The 23,410-nt window shown below is 71.6% G+C and carries 18 protein-coding genes; 11 read left to right on the top strand and 7 right to left on the bottom strand.

The features are described from left to right. The 3 genes from ACIBG6_RS11045 (at position 1) to ACIBG6_RS11035 (ending at position 3,738) form a co-directional block, all read left to right on the top strand. Positions 1–1,374, top strand: a complete 1,374-nt coding sequence (locus ACIBG6_RS11045; RefSeq protein WP_399222276.1) for an amino acid permease — start codon at positions 1–3, stop codon at positions 1,372–1,374. A gap of 116 nt (positions 1,375–1,490) precedes the next feature. Further along, positions 1,491–2,909: an amino acid permease gene (locus ACIBG6_RS11040; protein ID WP_399222274.1), complete on the top strand. Its 1,419-nt coding sequence runs from the start codon at positions 1,491–1,493 to the stop codon at positions 2,907–2,909. 184 nt (positions 2,910–3,093) lie between these two features. Continuing rightward, complete coding sequence (locus tag ACIBG6_RS11035) at positions 3,094–3,738, top strand: superoxide dismutase (protein ID WP_399222273.1); 645 nt, start codon at positions 3,094–3,096, stop codon at positions 3,736–3,738. Between the two features lie 125 nt (positions 3,739–3,863). On the opposite strand, the gene ACIBG6_RS11030 is transcribed toward ACIBG6_RS11035, so the two are convergent. Beyond that, positions 3,864–4,496, bottom strand: a complete 633-nt coding sequence (locus ACIBG6_RS11030) for a DsbA family protein (protein ID WP_399222272.1) — start codon at positions 4,494–4,496, stop codon at positions 3,864–3,866. Between the two features lie 19 nt (positions 4,497–4,515). Between ACIBG6_RS11030 and ACIBG6_RS11025 the strand changes: the two genes are divergently transcribed. The 3 genes from ACIBG6_RS11025 (at position 4,516) to ACIBG6_RS11015 (ending at position 8,430) form a co-directional block, all read left to right on the top strand. Then, positions 4,516–4,692, top strand: coding sequence for a hypothetical protein (locus ACIBG6_RS11025; RefSeq protein ID WP_399222271.1), 177 nt, complete (start codon positions 4,516–4,518; stop codon positions 4,690–4,692). Further along, positions 4,682–7,231, top strand: coding sequence for an aminopeptidase N (gene pepN, locus ACIBG6_RS11020; protein WP_399222270.1), 2,550 nt, complete (start codon positions 4,682–4,684; stop codon positions 7,229–7,231). The genes ACIBG6_RS11025 and pepN (ACIBG6_RS11020) overlap by 11 nt, the downstream gene beginning before the upstream one ends. 191 nt (positions 7,232–7,422) lie before the next feature. After that, positions 7,423–8,430 (top strand): hypothetical protein, encoded by a 1,008-nt coding sequence (locus ACIBG6_RS11015; RefSeq protein WP_399222269.1) that lies wholly within the window; start codon positions 7,423–7,425, stop codon positions 8,428–8,430. Between the two features lie 12 nt (positions 8,431–8,442). On the opposite strand, the gene ACIBG6_RS11010 is transcribed toward ACIBG6_RS11015, so the two are convergent. From ACIBG6_RS11010 to ACIBG6_RS10990, 5 genes are all read right to left on the bottom strand, one after another. Next, a complete protein-coding gene (locus ACIBG6_RS11010) occupies positions 8,443–9,594 on the bottom strand; it encodes a serine hydrolase domain-containing protein (RefSeq protein WP_399222268.1) in 1,152 nt (383 codons plus the stop codon). Between the two features lie 142 nt (positions 9,595–9,736). Continuing rightward, positions 9,737–10,204 (bottom strand): NUDIX hydrolase, encoded by a 468-nt coding sequence (locus tag ACIBG6_RS11005; RefSeq protein ID WP_399222267.1) that lies wholly within the window; start codon positions 10,202–10,204, stop codon positions 9,737–9,739. A gap of 9 nt (positions 10,205–10,213) precedes the next feature. Then, positions 10,214–10,759 (bottom strand): HPP family protein, encoded by a 546-nt coding sequence (locus ACIBG6_RS11000; RefSeq protein WP_399222266.1) that lies wholly within the window; start codon positions 10,757–10,759, stop codon positions 10,214–10,216. A 34-nt stretch (positions 10,760–10,793) separates the two neighbouring features. Continuing rightward, positions 10,794–11,678 (bottom strand): pyridoxamine 5'-phosphate oxidase family protein, encoded by an 885-nt coding sequence (locus ACIBG6_RS10995; RefSeq protein WP_399222265.1) that lies wholly within the window; start codon positions 11,676–11,678, stop codon positions 10,794–10,796. A gap of 44 nt (positions 11,679–11,722) precedes the next feature. Continuing rightward, a complete protein-coding gene (locus ACIBG6_RS10990) occupies positions 11,723–12,178 on the bottom strand; it encodes a VOC family protein (RefSeq protein WP_399222264.1) in 456 nt (151 codons plus the stop codon). A gap of 129 nt (positions 12,179–12,307) precedes the next feature. On the opposite strand from ACIBG6_RS10990, the gene ACIBG6_RS10985 reads away from it, so the two are divergent. The 5 genes from ACIBG6_RS10985 (at position 12,308) to pepN (ACIBG6_RS10965) (ending at position 21,465) form a co-directional block, all read left to right on the top strand. Next, positions 12,308–12,850 carry a CGNR zinc finger domain-containing protein gene (locus ACIBG6_RS10985; RefSeq protein WP_399222263.1) on the top strand — a complete coding sequence of 181 codons (543 nt, stop codon included), beginning with the start codon at positions 12,308–12,310 and terminating at the stop codon, positions 12,848–12,850. Between the two features lie 194 nt (positions 12,851–13,044). Then, positions 13,045–16,365, top strand: coding sequence for a S8 family serine peptidase (locus tag ACIBG6_RS10980; protein WP_399222262.1), 3,321 nt, complete (start codon positions 13,045–13,047; stop codon positions 16,363–16,365). A 146-nt stretch (positions 16,366–16,511) separates the two neighbouring features. Beyond that, complete coding sequence (locus ACIBG6_RS10975; protein WP_399222261.1) at positions 16,512–17,528, top strand: aspartate-semialdehyde dehydrogenase; 1,017 nt, start codon at positions 16,512–16,514, stop codon at positions 17,526–17,528. Positions 17,529–17,639: 111 nt separating this feature from the next. Continuing rightward, positions 17,640–18,836 (top strand): TerD family protein, encoded by a 1,197-nt coding sequence (locus ACIBG6_RS10970; RefSeq protein ID WP_399222260.1) that lies wholly within the window; start codon positions 17,640–17,642, stop codon positions 18,834–18,836. A gap of 52 nt (positions 18,837–18,888) precedes the next feature. Then, positions 18,889–21,465, top strand: coding sequence for an aminopeptidase N (gene pepN / locus ACIBG6_RS10965; protein ID WP_399222259.1), 2,577 nt, complete (start codon positions 18,889–18,891; stop codon positions 21,463–21,465). 67 nt (positions 21,466–21,532) lie between these two features. Here pepN (ACIBG6_RS10965) and ACIBG6_RS10960 read toward each other — a convergent pair whose 3' ends face one another. Next, complete coding sequence (locus ACIBG6_RS10960) at positions 21,533–23,281, bottom strand: FG-GAP-like repeat-containing protein (protein WP_399222258.1); 1,749 nt, start codon at positions 23,279–23,281, stop codon at positions 21,533–21,535. Positions 23,282–23,410 lie beyond the last annotated feature (129 nt).

Here is a 23,410-nt window from a genome sequence, read left to right as displayed (position 1 = left end):
ATGCACGACTCCCTCGCCACCGAACCGGAGCCCCTCTCCCACGGTCTGAAGCAGCGTCACCTGACGATGCTGGGGCTCGGCGGGGTGATCGGTGCCGGACTCTTCGTCGGTTCGGGCGCGGGCATCGCGGTCGCCGGTCCCGGCATCGTGGTCTCGTACCTGATCGCGGGCGCGCTCGCGATGCTCGTCATGCGGATACTGGGCGAGATGTCGGCGGCGATGCCCGCCTCCGGGGCGTTCTCGGTCCACGCCGAGCGGGCCCTCGGGCGCTGGGCGGGTTTCTCGGTGGGCTGGCTGTACTGGTTCCTGCTGGTCGTCGTCCTCGCGGTGGAGGCGACGGGAGCGGCGCGGATCGCGAACGGCTGGGCGCCGGGGGTCCCGCAGTGGGGCTGGGTGCTGATCTTCATGGTCGTCTTCACCCTGGCCAACCTGGCGGCGGTGAAGAACTTCGGCGAGTTCGAGTTCTGGTTCGCCGCGCTGAAGGTCGGCGCGATCGTGCTCTTCCTGATCCTCGGCACCCTCGCGATCGTCGGCTGGCTCCCGGACACTGATCCGGTAGGCATGGCCAATCTGACCGGTCAGGGCGGTTTCCTGCCGAACGGCTGGGAGGGTGTCGTCTCCGGCGTGCTCGCCGTGATCTTCGCCTTCGGCGGCCTGGAGGTCGTCACGATCGCGGCGGCCGAGTCGGCCGACCCGGCGCGGAACGTGGCGCGAGCGGTGCGGAGCGCGGTGTGGCGGATCCTCCTCTTCTACGTGGGGTCGATGCTGGTCATCGTGACGCTGCTGCCGTGGACGTCGATGGAGCCGGGCCAGTCGCCGTACGTGGCGGTCCTGGACGCGATCGGGGTGCCGGCGGCGGGCCAGATCATGAACGTGGTGGTGTTCGTGGCGCTGCTCTCGGCGCTCAACGCCAACCTGTACGGGTCGTCCCGGATGGTGTTCTCGCTCGCGGAGCGCGGGGAGGCGCCGAAGGGGCTGCTCCGGGTCTCGGCCGGCGGGGTGCCGCGCCGGGCGGTGCTCGCCTCGGTGGCCTTCGGCTTCGTCTCCGTACTCCTCAATCTGAAGTGGCCGGACTCCGTCTTCCTCTACATGCTCAACGCGGTCGGCGCGGTGCTGCTGTTCGTCTGGGCCCTGATCGCGGTCTCGCAGCTGAAGCTGCGGCGCCGGATCGAGCGCGAGGCGCCGGAGACGCTGACGCTGCGGATGTGGGGCTTCCCGTGGCTGACGTGGGTGGCGCTGGCCGCGATGGCGGGGGTGCTCGTCTTGATGCTCAACGACGACGCGGCGCGTCCGCAGGTGCTGTGGTCGGCGGCGGCGACCGGGCTGGTGCTGCTGATCGCGTGGGTACGGGAGCTGCGTACGAACCGGGCATGAACCTTCACTTTGTGTGAAGGTCGTGACCGTATAGCGGACATCGGTTCCCTCTGAGCGGTGCGCCCACCCAGACTGTGGGCTCCCTCCCCGTCTCAGCTAGTGAACAGGGCTCGCCCATGTCTCGGACCACCGCGCCCGCGCCGGCCGACCGCAAGGACGGCGCGACCGCACCCGCCGAGGGCCTCACGCACGGCCTCAAGCAGCGCCACCTCTCGATGATCGCCCTCGGCGGCGTCATCGGCGCCGGACTCTTCGTCGGCTCCGGCGCCGGCATCGCCGCCGCCGGTCCCTCGATCGTGATCGCCTACGCCCTATCGGGCATCCTCGTCATGCTCGTGATGCGCATGCTCGGCGAGATGTCGGCGGCGAACCCGGCCTCCGGCTCCTTCTCCGTCCACGCCGAGCGCGCCTTCGGCTCCTGGGCGGGTTTCACCTCGGGCTGGGCCTTCTGGTTCCTGCTCTGTGTCGCCGTCGGCCTGGAGGGCATCGGCGCGGCGAAGATCATGACCGGCTGGTTCCCGGGCAGCCCCGAGTGGGCCTGGGTCGCGCTCTTCATGGTGGTCTTCTGCGCCACCAACCTGGCGGCGGTGAAGAACTTCGGCGAGTTCGAGTTCTGGTTCGCCGCGCTGAAGGTCGGCGCGATCGTCCTCTTCCTCGGCATCGGCGTGCTCGCCATCACCGGCCTCCTGCCCGGCTCGGACGCCCCCGCGCCCGGCACCACGAACCTCACCGGTGACGGCGGCTTCTTCCCCAACGGCTCCGAGGGGCTGATCGTCGGCCTGCTCGCCTCCGTCTTCGCGTACGGAGGCCTGGAGACGGTCACCATCGCGGCCGCCGAGTCCGAGCACCCGGTGCAGGGCGTCGCCAAGGCCGTCCGTACGGCGATGTGGCGGATCGCGCTCTTCTACATCGGCTCGATGGCGGTCATCGTCACCCTCGTCCCGTGGGACGACAAGGCGGTCGTGGAGAAGGGCCCGTACGTCGCCACCCTCGACCACCTGGGCATCCCGGCGGCCGGCCAGATCATGAACGTGGTCGTGCTGGTCGCCCTGCTCTCCGCGATGAACGCCAACATCTACGGCGCCTCGCGCATGGCCGGTTCGCTCGTGGCGCGCGGCCAGGGCCCGAAGGCGCTCGGCAAGCTCTCCGGCGGCGTTCCGCGCCCGGCCGTGCTCGTCTCCTCCGTCTTCGGCTTCGGCTGTGTGCTGTTGAGCTACTGGCGGCCGGACGACATCTTCATCTGGCTGCTCAACACCATCGGCGCGATCATCCTGGTCGTCTGGTTCTTCATCGCCGCCTCCCAGCTGGTGCTGCGCCGCCGCACCGAGCGCGAGGAGCCGGAGAAGCTTGTCGTGCGGATGTGGGCCTTCCCGGTGCTGACCTGGGTGGCGCTGGCCGGCATGGCGGCGATCTTCGTCCTGATGGCCCGCGAGGAGGGCACGCGCGTGCAGCTGTACTGGACGGGCGGGCTGACGCTGCTGCTCGCCGCCGTCGGCTTCGTACGCCAGAAGGCGGCGGCGGGCCGCACTTCCTGATCCGTACCACCTCGTCCCGAAACCCCCGAACCGCCTTCCGGTTCGGGGGTTTCGCCGTGTGTGGAACGAGGGGCCGGGCCCCCGGACCTAGGGCGAAGGGCTGATCAACATCTCGCGCACCTACTGTTAGCCTGCACTTGCGCATAGGTTGCAATAAGCAGGAGCCATTGAAGGGGCCGGGCACATGGCGATCTACACACTTCCGGAGCTGCCGTACGACTACGCGGCGCTGGAGCCGGTGATCAATCCGCAGATCATCGAGCTGCACCACGACAAGCACCACGCCGCGTACGTCAAGGGCGCGAACGACACCCTGGAGCAGCTGGAGGAGGCCCGCGACAAGGACCAGTGGGGCTCGATCACGGGCCTGGAGAAGAACCTCGCGTTCCACCTCTCCGGCCACATCCTCCACTCCATCTACTGGAACAACATGAACAGCCCGAAGGACGGGGGCGGCGGCGAGCCGCTGGCCGCCGACGGCGTCGGTGACCTCGCGGACGCGATCACCGAGTCCTTCGGGTCCTTCGCCAAGTTCAAGGCCCAGCTGACGAAGTCCTCCGCGACCACCCAGGGCTCCGGCTGGGGTGTCCTCGCGTACGAGCCGATCAGCGGCCGGCTCATCGTCGAGCAGGTCTACGACCACCAGGGGAACGTCGGCCAGGGCTCGGTCCCGGTCCTCGTCTTCGACGCCTGGGAGCACGCCTTCTACCTGCAGTACAAGAACCAGAAGGTGGACTTCATCGAGGCCATGTGGCAGGTCGTCAACTGGCAGGACGTGAGCAAGCGCTACCAGGCCGCCAAGGCCTCGGTCCCGCTGATCTCCTTCTGATCGGCGCCCGAAAGGGCACCCCGTCGTCCTGCTCGTGATCGTCTTCTCAACCTTCACGCCGCAGGCGGATGAAAGAAGGACCCCCGCGATGACAGGAATCGCGGGGGTCCTTCCGTTCCGGGGCACTACTCGAAGCTGGGCGCCGCCGTCCGGGTGCGCTTGATCTCGTAGAAGCCCGGCGTCGACGCCACGAGCAGCGTGCCGTCCCACAGCCGGGCCGCCGCGTCGCCGCGCGGGGTCGGGGTGACGACCGGGCCGAAGAAGGCGACCTCGTCGCCCGTCGGGCCCGGCACCGCGATGACCGGGGTGCCGACGTCCTGACCGACCTTCTCTATGCCCTCCGTGTGGGAGGCGCGCAGCTCGGCGTCGTAGGTGTCCTTGTCGGCGTACTCGACCAGGTCCTCCGGCAGGCCGACGTCCGTCAGCGCGCCGACGATCGCCTCACGGGTCGCGCCCTCGCCGTTGTTGTGGAAGCGGGTGCCGAGCGCCGTGTAGAGCTTGCCGACGACCTCGTCGCCGTGCAGCTGCTGGGCGGCGACGACGACGCGGACCGGGCCCCAGGCCTGGGTCAGCAGCTCGCGGTACTCGGCCGGGAGCTCGTCGAGCCGGTTCTCGTTGAGCACGGCCAGGCTCATGACCTTCCAGCGCACGTCGACCGGGCGCACCTGCTCCACCTCCAGCATCCAGCGGGAGGTCATCCAGGCCCACGGGCACATCGGGTCGAAGTAGAAGTCTGCGGTGGTCCTGGTCTCGGACATGTCACTCCTCGGTACGGCCGTGATGAAGGTGCTGCTGATCGTGGTGCTGAACGACGTGGTGCTGAACGACGTGGTGCGCCGAAAGGAGCAAACGCCACGGGCGCTCGAAGGCATTCCCGTGCGCCGGGTGACAGTGGCACATGGGAGGATCGGTGCTGTTTCGAACGTGCCACGAAGGAGTGACCGTGCCCGGTGAGAATCTGTCCCGCGACGAGGCCCACGAGCGGGCCGCGCTGCTGTCCGTCGACGGGTACGAGGTCGTCCTCGACCTGCGCTCGGCGGTCGGCGACTCGGCCGAGGCGGTGCGCACCTTCCGCTCGGAGACGACGATCCGCTTCCGCCGCACCGGCGAGGGCGCGAGCACGTTCGTGGACCTGATCGCCCCGTCCGTGAACGCGGTCACCCTCAACGGCCGCTCCCTGGACCCGGCCGTCGTCTTCGACGGCTCGCGGATCGCCGTCGACGGCCTCGCCGACGAGAACGTGCTCGTGGTGGACGCGCAGTGCGCCTACAGCCGCACCGGCGAGGGCATGCACCGCTTCGTCGACCCGGAGGACGGCGAGGTCTACCTCTACACGCAGTACGAGCCGGCCGACGCCCGCCGGGTGTACGCCAACTTCGAGCAGCCCGACCTCAAGGCCCCGTACCGCTTCGCGGTGACCGCGCCCGAGGGGTGGACGGTCTGGTCGAACGGCGCCGGGGAGCAGGACGCCGAGGGCGTGTGGCGGTTCGCCGAGACGGCGCCGATCTCCACGTACATCACGTGCGTCGTGGCGGGCCCGTACCACTACGTGACCGACAGCTACACGCGCGGCGAGCTGGAGATCCCGCTCGGCGCGATGTGCCGCAAGAGCCTCGCGAAGCACTTCGACGCGGACGACGTCTTCCTGATCACCAAGCAGGGCTTCGACTTCTTCCACGACAACTTCGACTACCCGTACCCCTTCGGGAAGTACGACCAGGCCTTCGTCCCCGAGTACAACCTCGGCGCGATGGAGAACCCGGGCATGGTGACCTTCCGCGAGGAGTACATCTACCGGGGCAAGGTCACGCAGGCCGCGTACGAGAGCCGGGCCAACGTCATCCTCCACGAGATGGCGCACATGTGGTTCGGCGACCTCGTCACCATGGTGTGGTGGGACGACCTGTGGCTGAAGGAGTCCTTCGCGGACTTCATGGGCTCCTTCGTGAACGCCGAGGCGACCCGCTTCACCAACAGCTGGGTCACCTTCGCCAACAACCGCAAGGCCTGGGCGTACCGCGCCGACCAGCTGCCGTCCACGCACCCGATCACGGCCGACATCCGTGACCTGGAGGACGCCAAGCTCAACTTCGACGGCATCACGTACGCCAAGGGCGCGTCCGTCCTGAAGCAGCTCGTCGCGTACGCGGGCCGGGACGCGTTCCTGGAGGGCGCGCGCCGCTACTTCAAGCGCCACGCGTACGGGAACACGCGCCTCGCCGACCTCCTCACGATCCTGGAGGAGACCTCCGGCCGGGACATGACGACCTGGTCCAAGTCCTGGCTCCAGACCTCCGGTGTGAACACGCTGACGCCGGTCGTCACCTACGACGCGGAGGGCCGGATCACCGAGCTCGCCGTCGTCCAGGAGGGCGGGGAGCTGCGTCCGCACCGGGCGGCGGTCGGCCTCTACCGGCTGTCGGCCGAGGGGGACCTCGTGCGCTTCGCGCGCGCCGAGACCGACATCACCGGCGCCCGGACCGTCGTCGCGGAGCTGGCGGGCGAGGAGAAGCCCGACCTGGTGCTCGTCAACGACGACGACCTGACGTACTGCAAGATCCGCTTCGACGAGGGTTCGCTCGCCACCCTGCGCGCGCACCTCGGCGACATCGGCGACCCGCTGGCCCGCGCCCTGTGCTGGTCGGCGCTGTGGAACCTGACCCGCGACGGACTGATGCCCGCCCGGGACTTCGTCTCCGTCGCGCTCGCCTTCGCGGGCCGCGAGACCGACATCGGCGTGGTCCAGATGGTGCACGCCTGGACGAAGTCCGCGGTCTCCCTCTACGCGGCCCCCGAGTGGCGCGAGGAGGGCGGGCGGCTGCTCGCCGAAGGCGGGCTGCGCGAGCTGCGACTGGCCGAGCCGGGCAGCGAGCACCAGCTGACCTGGGCGCGGTTCTTCGCGGCCACGGCCGGTTCGGACGCCGACTTCCAGCTCCTGGAGGGGCTGCTCGACGGTACGGCGAAGATCGACGGGCTCGACGTCGACCAGGAGCTGCGCTGGGCGCTGCTCTCCCCGCTGGCCGTGCACGGCCGGGCGGACGAGGGCCGGATCGGCGAGGAGCTGTCCCGCGACGACACGGCGACGGGCAAGCGCCACCAGGTGCGGCTGCTCGCCTCGCGGCCCTCGGCCGCGGTCAAGGCGCAGGCCTGGGCGCAGGTCGTCGAGTCGGACACCCTGTCGAACGCGCTGGTGGAGGCGACGATCGCGGGCTTCGTCCAGCCGACGCAGCGCGAGCTGATCGCGCCGTACGCGGAGAAGTACTTCGCGGCGATCGAGGGGCTGTGGGCCGAGCGGTCGATCCAGATCGGCATCGACGTCGTCAAGGGCCTCTTCCCGGGGCTCCAGGACAGTGACGAGACGCTGGCCGCGGCGGACGCCTGGCTGACGGCGCACGAGTCGGCGGCGCCGGCGCTGCGCCGCCTCGTCCTGGAGGCGCGGGACGACCTGGCCCGGGCGCTGCGCGCACAGGCCTGCGACCGCCTGGCCGCGTAAGGCTGTGACGCCGGTGGGGGTCGCGCGCTTCGGCGGGCGGCCCCCATCGGCGTACGGGGCGGGTGTCGCGTTCTGCGACGCGGGCCCTCATCGGCACTCGAACGCGCGTACTTTAGGGCGAGGTTGTCCCTAAATGTCGACGAGCGTGTAACAGGGGTTAGGGGAGCCTTCGGAAGCGGAAGACCCCCGGCATGAACCACAACACCCCCATCACCCCCCGCCCCCTCCCCCTCGCCTCCCGCACCGGACGCACCCAACGACTCGCGTCCGCCGCCCAGTTGAGGACCCAGGGCGTTCCCGCCGGCGAGGTCGCCGCGCGCTGCCGGTCCGGCGGCGGCTGGCAGCAGCTCCTCCCGGGCGTCTTCCTCCTCCAGTCCGGACCCCCGACCAGCGAGGACCGGCTCAACGCCGCACTCCTGTACGCCCGCCGGGCCGGTGCCGTGCCGGCGCAGGGGCCCGAGGCGATGATCACCGGGCTCGCCGCGCTGACCCTGCACCGCTTCTCCTCCGCTCCCCCGCTCACCGCCCTGGACCGGATCGACGTGCTCGTCCCGCGCACCCGACGGCTGCGCTCCACCGGCTGGGTGCGGGTGGTGCGCGCCGCCGAGCACCCCGAACCCGTGGAGCTCACCGGCGTCCCCGTCGCCCCGGCCGCCCGCGCCGTCGCCGACGCGGTCGCGGGCCTCTCGGACGCCGAGACCGTACGCCGGCTGCTCACCGAGGCGGTCCGCGGCGGGCACTGCGAACCGGCCGCGATCGTCCGGGAGTTGAGCCGGGCCCGGCTGCTCGCCCGGCCGCACGTGGTGGACGCGGTGGACACGCTCCTCGCGGAGGGGCGCTCGCTCTCCGAGGAGCGGCTGTACGAGATGGTGCGGGAGTTCGGGCTGCCGGACCCGCTGTGGAACGTGGACCTGCGGCTGCCGGGCGGCCCGCACCTGGGCGGGGTGGACGCCTACTGGCCGGACCAGGCGGTCGCCGTCGAGCTGGACACCCGGGCGCCCCGGCAGGACGACGACGCGCTGTGGTCCGAGTACACCCGCAAGCGCGAGCACCTGGAGCGGCTCGGGATCACGGTCGTCCACCTGACCCCGCGCAAGCTGCGCGAGGCCCTGGACCAGCAGGCCACCGTGGTCCGTACGGCCCTGATGGCCGCGCCGGACCGGCAGCCGTCCGCGTATGTCGTCGTCCTGCCGCGCTGACCCGGTGCGGGATCAGCCCTTCGGCGCGACGTCGCAGAACTCGGCCTCCAGGACCGACTCGGAGCTGCCCGTCCAGTCGGCGTTGAAGTTCAGGGCTATCGAGTGGTTGCCGTCGCGGGTGACCTGGGCGTCGGAGGTGGAGCCGTGGATGCCGCCGCCGTGGCCCCAGACCTCCTTGCCGCAGCTCAGCTTCTGCTTCATGAGCCCGAGTCCGTACCCCGCTCCGGGGAAGTCGGGGTGGATCGGGATGGTGGTGGTCATCTCCCGCAGCTCGGCCTTCGGGAGCAGCTTGCCCTTGAGCAGGGCGCGGTAGAAGGTCTGCAGGTCGTTGGAGTCGGAGATCATCTCGCCGGCCGCGTAGGCGAGGGTGGGGCTGAGCTTGCTGACGTCGTGGACCGGCGTGTTCGGGCCGGCTTCGAGGGAGAGTGTGGACCAGGCGGGTGAGCTCGGCTTCGGCATCCGCACGTCGGTGCCGGGGACGCTGGTGGCGCGGAGCTTGAGCGGCTTGATGATGCGGTTCTCGACCGACTTGCCGTACGGGCGGCCCGTCACCTTCTCGATCACCATGCCGGCCAGGACGTAGTTGGTGTTGGAGTAGTTCCAGGCGGTGCCGGGGGCGAAGTCCGGGGCGTGGGTCATCGCGATGTCGACGAGCTGCTTCGGGGTCCACCGGTCGTAGCGGTGCTCCAGGAAGCCGGGGCCGAAGATCTCCTTCTGGAAGCCGGGGTCGGAGGTGACGCTGTAGACGCCGCTGGTGTGGTTGAGCAGCTGGCGGACGGTGATCTTCCGGCCGTCGTGGCCGTTGCCCTGGACGACTCCGGGCAGCCACTTCTCGACCGGGTCGTCGAGGTCGATGCGGCCTTCGGCCTGGAGCTGGAGGAGGACGGTGGCGACGAAGGTCTTGGTGATGGAACCGACGCGGTAGCGGTCGTTGCCCTTGCGCTCGCCGGCGGTGCCGGTCCACGCCTCCCGCCCGTCGCGGGCCTGGGCGACGGCGCCGGGCACGCCGGCGTCGACCGCCGCCTGGAGCGCCTGCTGGGTGGCCGCGTGGTCCTGCTTCGCGGGCGCGGGAGCCGCCAGGGCGGGCGTGGCGAGGGCGGTGGCGGCGAGGCCGGCCACCAGGGTGGCGGCGACGACGGTACGGGCGGTGCGTGCGGCTGACATGCGGGCTCCCCTGTTCCTTTTCCTGTTCCTGCGAACGCTGTGCTGCGGTCGGCGGGGAGGACCTCGGGGGTGCCGGGACAGTTGAGCGGGAGGGGGATGGTTGAGCGTTATTCGGCCTAGTTCGGCCCCTTTGAAGGAGGGGTCAGCTGTTCGACGGATCGGTGAGGCGGGAGCGGCCCACGGGAGGTCGCTCGCGCCACAGGTCGAGGCCGATGTCGACGAGGGAGACACGGGGCAGGCCGGAGACGGCGTCGAGAGGATGCCAGGCGGCGAGGTCCGTCGAGCCGCCGGTCTCGTTGCGCAGGACACCCCCGGTGACCTGCACCTCGTAGATGATCCGCAGGCCCTGGAAGTCGCCGGGACCGGCGAGGCGGCGGAGCCGGCTCCGGCGGATGGAGTCGATGCCGAGGAGGGCGGTGGGTTCGGTGACGTGCCCGGTCTCCTCCTCGACCTCGCGGACGACGGTGTCGACGGGCTCCTCGCCGTGGTCCATCCCGCCACCCGGCAGAGTCCACTGCTTGTTGCCGTCGCTCGACACCCAGCGGGCGAGGAGGACCTCACCGTCACGGACGCACACGGCGTAGGCCGCCACCCTCAACTCCTGCTTCATGCACCGAGGTTAGATCCAGTACGCGGGGTACGTCCGCCCCGCGGCACGGGCGCCGGCGAGGCCGACGGCGACCAGGACGAGCGAGGCGACGGCGAGAAGGCCGAGAAACGACCAGAAGGGCGGGGCCTGGAGGGCGACGATCACGGCGGTGGCCGCGGCGGGCGAGTGCGGGGTGCGGGCGCACATCATCACGCCGAGGGCGAGGCCGCCCGCGACGGCGGCGCCCCAGAGGCCGGGGCCGGCCACGGCGAGGACCGCGAAACCGGTGAGCGCGGAGAGGAGTTGGCCGCCGACGACGGAGCGCGGCTGGGAGAGGGGCAGGTCGGGGGCGCCCGCGACCAGCGCCATGCTCGCCGCGAGCGGCGGGATGAGCAGGGGCTGGTGGAGGAGGGTGCCGACGGCGACCAGGAGGAGGAGAGCGGTGACGGCGGTCGCGGTGCCGACGAGGAGGGCGCGGGGGCGGGGGCGGGCGGGGGGTCCGGGGCGGGTGGGGGCGGTGTTCGTCGCGGGGGTCGTCGCTGGGGCCTGGGTGGTGGCCTGAGTGGTGGTGGGCACGGCGGTCCTCGGTCAGGGGGCATCAGGTCAGGGGTCAGGGGGCCGGCGGGTTGGCCGGGGAGTACTCCGGAGCGGACCAGCGCAGGGGGCTGCCTGCCGGGGTCTCGACCGTGTGGTCGACCCCGAAGCGGACGACGCGCCCCTCGGGGCCGTACTCGGTGTGCGCGAGGCCGCTGAGCTGGAGGGTCGTCCCCGTCTCCCAGTCGAGGAAGAGCAGACCGGCGCGGCCGTCCTCCTCCAGGTTGCCCAGGGTCAGGAACATGGCGTTGCCCGGGTAGTCCCGCCAGCTGATCTCCCGGGGCGTGTCGACCCGGACGAAGCCCGGGTTGCCGCCGCGGTGGCTCGCGTCGACGCCGTCGGGCGCGGTGGTGGAGACGAAGAAGGTGTCGGCGGCACGGACGCGGCGCACCTGGTCGGGGGTGAGCGCCTCGCCGTGCCGCACGACACCGGACTCGGGGCGGGCGGCGGTCTCGGAGCCGTACCAATCCCGCTTCTGGAGGTACTTCGGGCAGTTGGAGAAGACCTGCTCGGCCTCGATCACGAAGCCGCGCGCGCTGGGCCGCGCGATGCCGTTGAGGCGCATGCGGCGGCGGGTGCGGGGGTCGAGGGCGATCGTGCCGACGGGGGTGCCCGCGGCGGTGAAGGCGGCGGCGAGCGGGTCGTGGGCGGGGACGCCGCCGGCGACGGAGACGGTGTGCGGGCCGGTGGCGCGGGTGAAGCCGGGGGCGCCGGTGAGCAGGGTCGACCAGACGCGGCCCGCGGGGTCGGCGGCGCCGATCACCAGCATCGGCTGGAGCTCCAGGAAGGCGGCGGCGACGGGGCGGATGCCGGGGGTGACGGAGCGGCCCACGTGCGCGGCGAGGTCCCGGACGCCGAGACGTTCCTGCAGGGCGAGAGAGCCGGAGTTGTACGGGTCCATGACGGGCCTCACTTGGGTGCGGAGGTGAGCGCGACCGGGTCCGGCTAGAAGAACCCGCAGGTGGGGGCCGTTCCGGCCGGGGCTTCGGCGGATTCCGCGCCCTTCGGGACCGAGATCTCCAGGCGGGTGCCGTCCGGGTCGTGGAAGAAGATGCCGCCGGAGCCCGCGCCCTCGTGGTGGGCGACGACGCCCTCGTACGCGAAGGAGGCGCCGCGGGCGGTGAGCGCGGCCTCGGCGGCGCGGACGTGCTCGATGGACTCGGCCTCGAAGGCGAGGTGGTGCAGGCCGGGCCGGGCGGAGTCGTACGCGCCCTCGGACTGCTGCCAGAGGGTGAGGACCAGACGGCCGTCCTGGCCGAGGAAGGCGTAGCGGCTCCCCTCCTCCTTGCCCTCGCCGAGGACGTCGAAGCCGAGGACGTCGCCGTAGAAGGCGAGCGAGCGCGCCAGGTCGGTGACGTTGAGGCCGACGTGGTGAGTAGCGAGTGTGCCGATCGCGGACATGGCTGTCCTTCCGTCGCAGTGGCCGCCCCCCATGGGCTAACCGCTTACCTTGAGGTTAGGGGTTAGAGGCTCGGGCGTCAACCGCTCACGTACTCTTGAGGGGTTAGCTCATCGAGGAGGATGCCCGCCATGACCGCCACCGACCCGCGGCCGCTCACCGGCGAGCCGGTCTCCCTCGACCTGCTCAACACCCGCTGGAACGTGGAGGGCGTCCGCCAGGACCTGCTCACCGGCGTCGAGGGGCTCGGCATCTGGCTCGCCGCCAACGGCCTGGAGGGCCGCTTCGCCGCCGACGCCGGCACCCTGCGCCACACCCTCGCCGCCCGGGACGCGCTCACCGCGCTCGTCGACGCCCCCGGAGATCCCGCCGCCACCGCCCGCGTCGACGCCGTCCTCGGCCACGGCCGCATCCGGGCCACCCTCACCACCGAAGGCCCCGGCGAGGAGGCCGAGTTCGCCGACCCCTCCTGGGGGCCCGGCTGGACCGCCGCCCGCGACTACCTCGACCTGCTGCGCACCGCGCCCGACCGCATCCGGGCCTGCGCCCACGAGGCGTGCATCCTGCACTTCTTCGACACCTCGCGGAACGGCACCCGCCGCTGGTGCTCGATGGCGATCTGCGGCAACCGGGCCAAGGCCTCGCGCCACTACGCCCGCACGAAGGAGAGCTGACCCGCCAGGACGGCGAACTCGCCCCGGTTCGCACCTGTATATCCCCTGTGGCGCATCGGGCGCGCTGGCGGGTTTACGCCGCGACGCAAACCCGGCCCCGAGTAACTCTCCACAAACCCCTGTCGTTTACGAAAGGCTGAGCGGTCATCCGGCACCGAAATCCGGACTCTCTCCTTTCACAAACAGGGATGTAAATGACCACCCCCGAAACTCGGAGCTCCATACCCGGAAGCTCGACGCACGGGCACAGACGCGCGGCCCGCATCGCCGCCGCCGCCGGCCTGGTCGCCGCGCTCGTCGCGACCGGCGCCGCGCCCGTGCTCGCCACCGAGGCCCCGGTGACCACTCCCCCGGTGAAGTCCTCGAACCCGGCCGACAAGCTCGGCGCCATCGACGCCCAGCGCCTCACCGAAGCCCAGGCGGGCGGCGAGAAGAACGTCACCGTCCTCGTCGCCACCGCCCCCGGCGCCACCGAGCAGGTCGCGGGCCAGCTCGACGCCGTCCCCGGCGCCTCCGTCGGCAAGCAGCAGGACGCGCTCGGCTACGTCCGCGCGACGCTGCCGACCGCGAAGGCCGAGGCCGCCATCAAGGCCGCCACCAAGCTCTCCTCCGTGCAGTCGATCGACCTCCAGGCCGAGATCCCCCTGGACGACCCGACCCCGGACGCGGGCGCGGCCACGGGCGCCGTCGACGGCACCACCGTCACGACGACGTACCCGGCCCCGGGCAAGAACACCCCGGCGAAGAACCCGTACAACCCGTCGCACGAGATCGGCGCGGTCGAGTTCGTCAAGGACCACCCGAAGGCCGACGGCCGCGGCGTGACCATCGGCATCCTGGACTCCGGCGTCGACCTCGGTCACCCGGCCCTCCAGAAGACCACCACCGGCGAGCGCAAGATCGTCGACTGGGTCACGGCCACCGACCCGATCACCGAGGGCGACGCCACCTGGCGTCTGCAGAACGCCCCGGTCGCGGGCCCGGTCTTCACCGCCGCCACGCAGAGCTGGAAGGCGCCCGAGGGCTCCTACCAGTTCAGCCGCTTCACCGAGTCGGTCACCGCGGGCGGCGACCCGGCCGGTGACATCAACCGCGACGGCGACACCACCGACGTCTTCGGCATGCTGTACGACCCGGCCGCCGGCACCGTCCGCGTGGACACCGACCAGAACAACGACTTCACGGACAACGCGCCGATGAAGCCGTACAAGGACGGGTACCAGACCGGCTACTTCGGTACCGACAACCCGGCCACCGAGGTCGTCGAGAAGACGCCGTTCGTCGTCGAGATCCGCAAGGACGTCGCGATGGACCCGCTCGGCGGCAGCTGGGTCGGCCAGAAGCGCGACTTCGTCAACGTCGGTCTCGTCGAGTCCTCGCACGGCACGCACGTCGCCGGCATCACCGCCGCCAACAGCCTCTTCGGCGGCAAGATGAACGGCGCGGCCCCCGGCGCGAAGATCGTCTCCTCGCGCGCCTGCACCTGGACCGGCGGCTGCACCAACACCGCCCTCACCGAGGGCATGACGGACCTCGTCGTCAACCGCGGTGTCGACATCGTCAACATGTCGATCGGCGGCCTGCCGCAGCAGAACGACGGCGACAACGTCCGCTCGCGCCTCTACACCCGCCTGATCGACACGTACGGCGTCCAGCTGGTCATCTCGGCCGGCAACTCGGGCCCCGGCATCAACACGATCGGCGACCCGTCCCTGGCCGACAAGGTCATCTCGGTCGGCGCGGCCGTCTCCAAGGAGACCTGGGCCGCCAACTACGGCTCGGCCGTCGAGAAGAAGTACGCCATGTTCCCCTTCTCCTCGCGCGGCCCGCGTGAGGACGGCGGCTTCACCCCGACCATCACCGCCCCCGGCTCGTCCGTGAACACCATCCCGACCTGGCTGGCCGGCGCCGGTGTCCCCGAGTCCGGCTACGCGCTGCCCGCCGGTTACGGCATGCTCAACGGCACCTCGATGTCCTCGCCGCAGGCGGCGGGCGCGAGCGCGCTGCTGCTGTCGGCCGCGAAGCAGCGGGGCATCGCGCTCTCCCCGCTGACCCTGCGCACCGCCCTCACCTCGACCGCCCAGCGGATCCCCGGTGTCGCGGCCCACGAGCAGGGCTCGGGCCTCATGGACATCGAGGAGGCCTGGGACTCGATCAAGGACGGCGCCACGGCGCACGACTACAAGGTCGAGGCCCCGGTCGACACCGCGATCTTCCCGGCCCCGCACACCGGCACCGGTGTGTACGACCGTGAGGGCGGCCTCAAGGTCGGCCAGAAGCGCGTCTACGACGTCACGATCACGCGCACGAGCGGCCCGGACCGGTCGATCGAGCACGAGCTCGACCTCAAGTACAACGACGGCACCTTCCGCATCCTCGGCGACGACGAGATCGACCTGCCGCTGAACAAGCCGGTCACCGTCAAGCTCCAGGCCCGTGCCGCCACCGCCGGCGCGCACAGCGTCATCCTGGAGGCCGACGACGAGCGCACCGAGGGCGTCGACAAGCAGATCCTCGCCACCTCGATCGTCGCGAGCGACCTGGTCGCCCCGGGCTACGGCTTCTCCGCCTCCGGCTCGGTGCAGCGCAACAGCACCAAGCACTACTTCGTCACCGTGCCCGAGGGCGCCAAGACGCTGGAGCTCTCGCTGGCCGGTCTGAAGGCGAAGAGCCAGACCCGGTTCATCGCGATCCACCCGTACGGCGTGCCGGTCGACCCGACCGCCACCACGGGCTGCTACCCGCACTACAACCCGGCGAACACCTGCCGCCCGGACCTGCGGTCCTACGCGAACCCGACGCCCGGCGTCTGGGAGATCGAGGTCGAGTCCCGCCGTACGTCGCCGGACCTGGACAACCCGTACACCCTGGGTGTCTCCGTCCTCGGCGCCGACTTCGACCCGGCCGTCCAGACGGTCGCCGAGGCGAAGATCGGCACCCCGGCCCCGGTCCAGTGGACGGTCGCGAACCGCTTCGCGGGCATCGAGGGCAAGCTCAAGGGCGGCTCGCTCGGCTCGCAGAAGAGCGAGACGCCGACCATCCAGCACCACGAGCAGCAGACGAAGACCGTCACCATCGGTGAGGGTGTGGAGCGGCTCGACATCGCCATCGGCAACACCTCCGACAAGGCCGCCGACCTCGACCTCACCGTTCTCCTGAACGGCAAGCAGGTCGGCCAGTCGGCGGACGGCGACTCGGAGGAGTCCGTCTCCTTCGTGAAGCCGGCCGCGGGCACGTACACCGTCGTCATCGACGGCTACGCGGTCCACGCCGAGGGCGGCACCACGTTCGACTACAAGGACGTGTACTTCTCGTCCGCGCTCGGCACCGTCCAGGTCGACGCCTCGAAGACGTACCCCCTGGCCAACGGCGCGTCCGCCCAGGTGGCGGCCGAGGTCCTGGTCGCCGGTGCGGCTCCCGAGGGCCGTCAGTTCTTCGGTGAGGTCCAGCTGGTCAACGCCCGCGGCACCGTCGCGGGCAGCGGCAGCGTCCTGATCGGCGCGGTCACCCCGTAGTACCCCGCAGGTGAGAGGGGCGGGCGCCGAAACCGGCGCCCGCCCTTTTCACGTCCCGACCTGTGGACAATGGATTGGACAAGGCGCCCCGGGACATACGCATCATGGACCGGCAGCACCCTGCACATACGTACGGAGGAGTCCCCGTGAAGGTCGGAATCGTCGGAGCCACCGGTCAGGTCGGCACAGTCATGCGCAGCATCCTGGCCGAGCGGAACTTCCCCCTCGACGAGCTGCGGCTCTTCGCGTCCGCCCGCTCCGCCGGCACCGTCGTCGACGGCGTCACGGTCGAGGACGCCTCCACCGCCGACTACACCGGCCTGGACATCGTCCTCTTCTCCGCCGGTGGCGCCACCTCCAAGGCCCTCGCCGAGAAGGTCGCCTCCCAGGGCGCCGTCGTGATCGACAACTCCTCCGCCTGGCGTCGCGACCCCGAGGTCCCGCTGGTCGTCTCCGAGGTCAACGCGCACGCGATCAAGGACCGCCCCAAGGGCATCATCGCCAACCCGAACTGCACCACGATGGCCGCCATGCCGGTCCTCAAGCCCCTCCACCAGGAGGCCGGCCTGACCGCGCTGATCGCCACCACCTACCAGGCCGTCTCCGGCTCGGGCGTGGCCGGTGTCGCCGAGCTGCGCACGCAGGCGTGTGCCGTGGCCGAGACCGCCGACCAGCTGGCGTTCGACGGCGAGGCCGTCGAGTTCCCCGCGCCGGCCGTCTACAAGCGCCCGATCGCCTTCAACGTGGTCCCGCTGGCCGGTTCGATCGTCGACGACGGCTCCTTCGAGACCGACGAGGAGCAGAAGCTCCGCAACGAGTCCCGCAAGATCCTGGAGATCCCGGAGCTCAAGGTCTCCGGCACCTGCGTGCGCGTCCCGGTCTTCTCCGGCCACTCGCTCCAGGTCAACGTCCGCTTCGACCGCCCGATCAGCGTCGAGCGCGCCTACGAGCTGCTCAAGGACGCCGACGGCGTCGAGCTCTCCGAGATCCCGACCCCGCTCCAGGCGGCCGGCAAGGACGCCTCGTACGTCGGCCGCATCCGCGTCGACGAGACGGTCGAGAACGGCCTCGCGCTGTTCCTCTCCAACGACAACCTGCGCAAGGGCGCCGCGCTGAACGCGGTGCAGATCGCGGAGCTCGTCGCGGCCGAGCTCAAGGGCTAGGTCGCGGCCGAGCTCAAGGGCGAGCCGAACCGGTCCGTACGGCCCTGAGGGGCGGCCTCCCGTTGCGGGGAGCCGCCCCTCAGGCGTACCCGGCCGTGCCACAGTTCCCTCATGACCCAGACACCCAGGGGAGCCGACATCGCGGTGCCCCCGCAGGTCCTCCACGTCGCCGTCAGCTGGCGGACCGGGCAGGAGGTGCCCGACGTGGACGTCTCGGCGCTGCTCCTGGGGTCCGGGGCGCGGGTCCGGGGCGATGCGGATCTGGTCTTCTACAACCGGACCGACCACCCTTCGGGCGCCGTGCGGCACCTGGGGAGGTCGGCCCCGGGCACGCCCGGCAGCCCGGCGGCGGACTGGCTGTGGCTGGACCTCGCGCGCGTGGAGCCGGAGGTGGAGCGTCTGGTGGTCGTGGCCTCCGCCGACGGCGGCTCCTTCGGGCAGGTGCCCGGGCTCGACGTGCGGGTCACGGACGCGGCCGGGGCCACCGTGGCGTACCGCGCGATCGGGGACGCGACGACGGAGACGGCCCTCGTCTTCGGGGAGTTCCACCGGGAGGGCGGCGGCTGGCGCTTCCGTCCGGTCGACCAGGGGTACGCCACCGGGCTCGCCGGGCTCGCGACGGACTTCGGCATCGTGGTGGAGCCCCCGCCGCCCCCGATCCCGGGCCCCGGCTACGTACCGCCGCCGGCCGCGCCGGTGCCCCCGCCGCCGCGCGCCGCCCCGCCCGGGCCCGTGGCCGATCCGTACGGCGGGGAGTTCCGGCCCGCCACCTACCAGGGGCGCGGCAAGGAGACCGTGCGCTGCGATCCCGGGTTGCCGCCGGGCCGCTGGGTGCTCCTGGAGATCGAGTCGTACCACTCCCTCTCCACCACCATCGAGTCCTGCGACGCGCAGGGCCGCGCCGAGGAGTACCTGCTCGCGGCGTACGAGGACGACGTCCGGGCCCGTACGGTCGCCCTCGTCCCGCGCGCCCGGCCGCTGGCCCTTCGGGTGGAGGCCGACGCGCCCTGGACGCTGCGGGTGCTGCCGCTCTCCCACGCCCGCCGGTTCGACAGTCACATCGAGGGTCTCGCACACGATCTGGTGGTCTACGAAGGGCCGTCCGGGGTCCTCGACTTCCTGCACGGCGGCGTGTCCCGCTTCACCGTGCACCGGCACGCTCCGCCGCAGGATCCGCTCTACGACGACGAGGAACAGGATTTGCTGGTCAACGGGGTGGGCGAGGTGCGGGCGAGCGTGGCCGTGCCGGGGCCCGGGCTGTTGCGGATCAGTGGTGACGGACCGTGGAAATGTGCCGTGCGCCGCTGAGGCGCCGCGTGGAAGGATGGGCCAAACGTCACGAAACCGAGGAGTTGACCGGGTGCCTGGCACAAACCTGACCCGTGAAGAGGCCAAGCAGCGGGCGGCGCTGCTGACCGTGGACGCGTACGAGGTCGAACTCGACCTCACCGGTGCGCAGGAGGGCGGTACCTACCGGTCCGTCACCACCGTCCGCTTCGATTCCGCCGAGGCCGACGCCGAGACCTTCATCGATCTCGTCGCCCCCGCCGTCCACGAGGTCGTGCTCAACGGCCACCCGCTGGAGATCGGTGCGGTGTTCCGGGACTCCCGGATCGCCCTGCGGCATCTGCCGGCCGGCCGCAACGAGCTCCGGGTCGTCGCCGACTGCGCGTACACCAACACCGGTGAGGGCCTGCACCGCTTCGTCGACCCGGTCGACGACCAGGCCTATCTGTACACGCAGTTCGAGGTGCCGGACGCGCGGCGGGTCTTCGCCTCGTTCGAGCAGCCCGACCTGAAGGCGACCTTCCAGTTCACCGTGAAGGCTCCGACGGGCTGGAAGGTGATCTCCAACTCGCCGACGCCGGAGACGCCGAAGGATGACGTGTGGGTCTTCGAGCCCACCCCCCGCATCTCCACGTACATCACGGCGCTGATCGTCGGCCCGTACCACTCGGTGCACTCCTCGTACGAGAAGGACGGGCAGAGCGTCCCGCTCGGCATCTACTGCCGTCCGTCGCTCGCCGAGTTCCTCGACGCCGACCACATCTTCGACGTCACGCGCCAGGGCTTCGACTGGTTCCAGGAGAAGTTCGCGTACGACTACCCGTTCGCGAAGTACGACCAGCTCTTCGTGCCGGAGTTCAACGCGGGCGCGATGGAGAACGCGGGCGCGGTCACCATCCGCGACCAGTACGTCTTCCGCTCGAAGGTGACGGACGCGGCGTACGAGCGTCGGGCCGAGACGATCCTGCACGAGCTCGCCCACATGTGGTTCGGCGACCTCGTCACCATGGAGTGGTGGAACGACCTCTGGCTGAACGAGTCGTTCGCCACGTTCACCTCGGTCGCCTGCCAGGCCTCGGTGGCGGGCACCCGCTGGCCGAACGCCTGGACGACCTTCGCCAACGCGGAGAAGACCTGGGCCTACCGCCAGGACCAGCTCCCGTCGACGCACCCGATCATGGCGGAGATCAACGACCTGGAGGACGTGCTCGTCAACTTCGACGGGATCACGTACGCCAAGGGCGCGAGCGTCCTGAAGCAGCTCGTCGCCTACGTCGGCGAGGACGAGTTCTTCAAGGGCGTGCAGGCCTACTTCCAGGCGCACGCCTTCGGGAACACGCGCCTGTCCGACCTGCTCGGCGCGCTGGAGGAGACCTCCGGCCGTGACCTCAAGACCTGGTCGAAGGCGTGGCTGGAGACGGCCGGCATCAACATCCTGCGCCCCGAGATCGAGACCGACGAGAACGGCGCCATCACCGCCTTCGCCGTCAAGCAGGAGGCCCCGGCGCTGCCCGCCGGCGCGAAGGGCCAGGCCGTCCTGCGTCCGCACCGGATCGCCATCGGCTTCTACGACCTCGACGCGAGCGGCAAGCTGGTCCGCACCGACCGCCTCGAACTCGACATCGAGGCCGCCGAGCTGACCGCCGTACCGCAGCTCGTGGGCAAGGCGCGCCCGGCGGTCGTCCTCCTCAACGACGACGACCTGTCGTACGCGAAGGTCCGCCTCGACGAGGTGTCCCTCACCAACGTCACCGCGCTCCTCGGCGACTTCGCCGAATCGCTGCCGCGCGCCCTGTGCTGGGCGTCCGCCTGGGACATGACCCGCGACGGCGAGCTGGCCACCCGCGACTACCTGGAGCTCGTGCTCTCCGGCGTCGCCAAGGAGTCCGACATCGGCGTCGTCCAGTCGCTCCAGGGCCAGGTCAAGGCGGCCCTCGAGCTGTACGCGGCGCCGGAGTGGCGGGCCGAGGGCCTGGCGCGCTGGGGCACCTTCGCCCAGGAGCAGCTGCGCGCCGCCAAGGGCGGCAGCGACCACCAGCTGGCGTGGGCGCGGGCCTTCGCGGCGACCGCCCGTACGGACGCCGAGCTCGACGTGCTCGCCGGGCTCCTCGACGGCGCTGTGGTGATCGAGGGCCTGGCCGTCGACACCGAGCTGCGCTGGGCGTTCGTGCAGCGGCTCGCGGCCACCGGCCGCTTCGACGAGGCGGAGATCGCCGCCGAGCTGGAGCGCGACCGCACGGCGGCGGGCGAGCGGCACGCGGCGACCGCGCGTGCGGCCCGTCCGACGGAGGCCGCGAAGGCCGAGGCCTGGGCCTCGGTCGTCGAGGACGACAAGCTGGCGAACGCCGTGCAGGAGTCGGTCATCGCCGGCTTCGTCCAGTCCGACCAGCGCGAGCTGCTCGCCCCGTACACGGCGAAGTACTTCGCGTCGATCAAGGGCATCTCGGAGACCCGCAGCCACGAGATCATCCAGCAGATCGTGGTGGGCCTCTACCCGACGCTCCAGGTCTCTCAGGCGACCCTGGACGCGACGGACGCGTGGATCGCGGAGCACGACCCGGCCCCGGCGCTGCGGCGTCTGGTGACGGAGTGCCGCGCGGGCGTCGAGCGCGCGCTGAAGGCGCAGGCGGCGGACGCGGCCGCCGCCTGACGAGAGTGAGACGAGGAAGGGCCCCCGGACCAGCTGGTCCGGGGGCCCTTCCGCTGTGCCTGGCGGGTCAGCCCAGGGAGTCGATCCACTGCCAGCCGCCGGTGCCGACGGTCGCGGCGGGCGCGAAGCCGGTGGGCGTGCCCGGCAGGAACTCCAGGTTCTCGGCGGTGCCCGCGGTACGGGTGGACCACAAGTCGGGGGTGCCGTCGCCGTTCACGTCGCCTGCCGACAGCAGGAGGCGGCGGTCGGCGACGGTCGCCGTGCCGGTGCCGCCGAGGACGGTCGGGGAGGTGCCGAGGTCCTGGGTTCCCTGGCCCTGGTACTGCGTGATCTCACCGGTCGCGCGGTCCCGGGCCCACACGTCGGCCTTGACGTCGCCGACCGTGTCGCCGGGGGTCAGCACGTCGTACCCGGCCCACTCCGCGGACCCGATCTGGACGGCGGCCTTGGCTGCGAAGGTGGGCTGTCCGGCCGTGGGCGCGCCACCCCGGTGCAGCCACAGGCCGGTGGCGCTGCGGACGAGGACGTCGGGCAGGCCGTCGCCGTCGACGTCGCCCGCCGCGAGCGGCGTGAGGCCGCTCCAGCCGGTGGGCCGGCCGCCCATGGCGACGCGCGGGCCGAGATCGCCGCCGCCGGTGGTGGGGTAGACCCACAGGTCGTTGCCGATGCGGGCCAGCACGTCGGGACGGCCGTCGCCGGTCCAGTCGCCGCGGTGGCTGACGACGGCGCCGGCCCAGCCGCCGGTGCCGATCTGGCGCTGGCCGCCGAGGACGCCGTCGCCCGTGCCGGGGTACAGCCGCAGATTGCCGTCGTCCTTGACCGCGAGGAGGTCGGGGCGGCCGTCGCCGGTCAGATCGGTGTCGCCTGCGGAGACCGGGCGGGCGGCGGCGCGGAGCAGCTTGTGGTCGGAGAGCGGCTTGGTGCCCGGCGACTCGGGTTCGAACGCGTCGGCCCGCACGGTGTGGAAGTCGCGCGCGCTGAGGAAGACGTGGTCGAACTTCTTGCCGCTCGCGACGGTCGGCTCCCCGGTGTGGCAGGAGGTGGCGCCGCTGGTGTGGCACGTCTCGGTGAAGAACTCCGGGTCGTTCTCGTCGGCCTCGACGAACGGTCCGATGCCGGGCGGGCCGGTGCGGATCGGGTTCAGGGCGGGGTCGTAGATCGGTTCCGTGCCCGCGTTGAGGTCGGTGCCGAGGATCACCGGGGCTCCGGCGGCCCACGTGTCGATGTGCGCCATCACCTGCCCCGAGCCGTTGTCCGGCTTGATGTACTGGGCGAGGTGGGTGTTGCACACCAGGGTGGTGCGCCCGTCGACGGGGCCCCGGGCGCAGAGGACCGAGCGCGGTGACTGGCCGGCCGGGACCGTGAGGCCGGCCGCGTACCGCTCCACGGCGGGAGCCTTGACGAAGATGCCGAGGCCGAGCCGGGTGTCGGTGGACCACTTGGCGCAGCCGGGCCAGGACCTGGCGGACGTCCACACGGCGCTGTAGCCGGGGAGCGCGTCGCGGAGGGCGACCCACTGGCCGATGCACAGCTCCTGGAGCATGAGGGCGTCGGTGTCCCAGGCCAGGGTCTGGTCACGGAGTTCGGCGGTCCAGGCGGTCAGGTCGAGGTCGCTCTGACACTCCTCCCACCCGCCGCAGACGTTGTACGTGATCGTGCGCACGGGCGGCGCGGTGGCCGGGTCGAGGACGTCCTCGGCGAAGGCCGGGGCCGCCATGGTGCCGGCGAGCAGCGCCGCCGCGAGGGCGAGCGCGGCGGCGAGGCGGGCCGCGCCCCTTCTCGCCGCCGACGTCACTGTCGTTCGGAATCGTTGCATCGGTCCCCCAGGTGTTCGATGGTCGCGCAGCCGGATGATCTTCGCAGGCGCGAGGGGGGACGTGGAGTCCGCCCGGCGGGCGGGCGTCGGCGCGCGGCCGCGCCGCCGGGCGGAGGACCGGGGGTTCCC

The organism is Streptomyces sp. NPDC050842 (assembly GCF_044456565.1).
In the GTDB taxonomy this organism is placed as follows: Bacteria; Actinomycetota; Actinomycetes; order Streptomycetales; family Streptomycetaceae; genus Streptomyces.
Note: the sequence above shows the minus strand (reverse complement) of the source record. Positions and strands in the feature narration are given on the sequence as shown.